This window comes from Mesorhizobium sp. P3_A9, from assembly GCF_056402975.1.
The window spans coordinates 1-520 of record NZ_JBFUGJ010000845.1 but is presented as its reverse complement, the minus strand read 5'-3'; the positions used below and the strand labels follow the sequence as shown (position 1 = coordinate 520).

The following is a 520-nucleotide window of genomic DNA, read 5'->3' as shown; positions in this document are numbered from 1 at the left end:
CCGCATCGCCACCTCGGGGACGCAAGGCTTCCATGTCAGCTATTCGCCTGAGGTCACCGAATTCGCCGGCTGGCCGGCTGGCTCCGGCGGCCTCACCGTGCGCGAAACCCATCAGGCGATGGAGGCGATCGCGCTCTCCGGCGGTCTGTTGTCGATGGATGTTTCGGGGCTGACCGCGGATCTGGAGCCTCGGATCGGCACCGATGTGGTCAATTTCGTCATGTCGGCCTTCGGCAAGCGGATCTTGTAAATTAGCCCAGAGCAATTCCAGGAAAAGTGTGAAACGGTTTTCCGTCCTGAATTGCGTCAAACGCTTTGTGCGTCGACTGCCACGTGCCATGAGCGCGCGTAGCTGGCCCAGGCCGGATCATCAGGCGGTTCGGTTCTTTGGCCTTTGCCTTGCGCCGTTGCCTGATCCGACGCCAGCAATGCGGCGCCGATGCTGGTGCCGGTCGCAGCCTCTGACGCAATGACGGCGCGCCGCGTTGCCGCCGCCAGCATGCGGACGAAAAGCCGGTTG

The 520-nt window shown here is 63.1% G+C and carries 2 pseudogenes; one reads left to right on the top strand and one right to left on the bottom strand.

The window, feature by feature from the left end:
* Positions 1-250: pseudogene (locus tag AC1DX0_RS37065) on the top strand (alanine racemase); the annotation flags it as partial.
* A 56-nt stretch (positions 251-306) separates the two neighbouring features.
* On the opposite strand, the pseudogene AC1DX0_RS37060 reads toward AC1DX0_RS37065, so the two are convergent.
* Positions 307-520 (bottom strand): annotated as a pseudogene (locus AC1DX0_RS37060) (carbohydrate kinase); the annotation flags it as partial.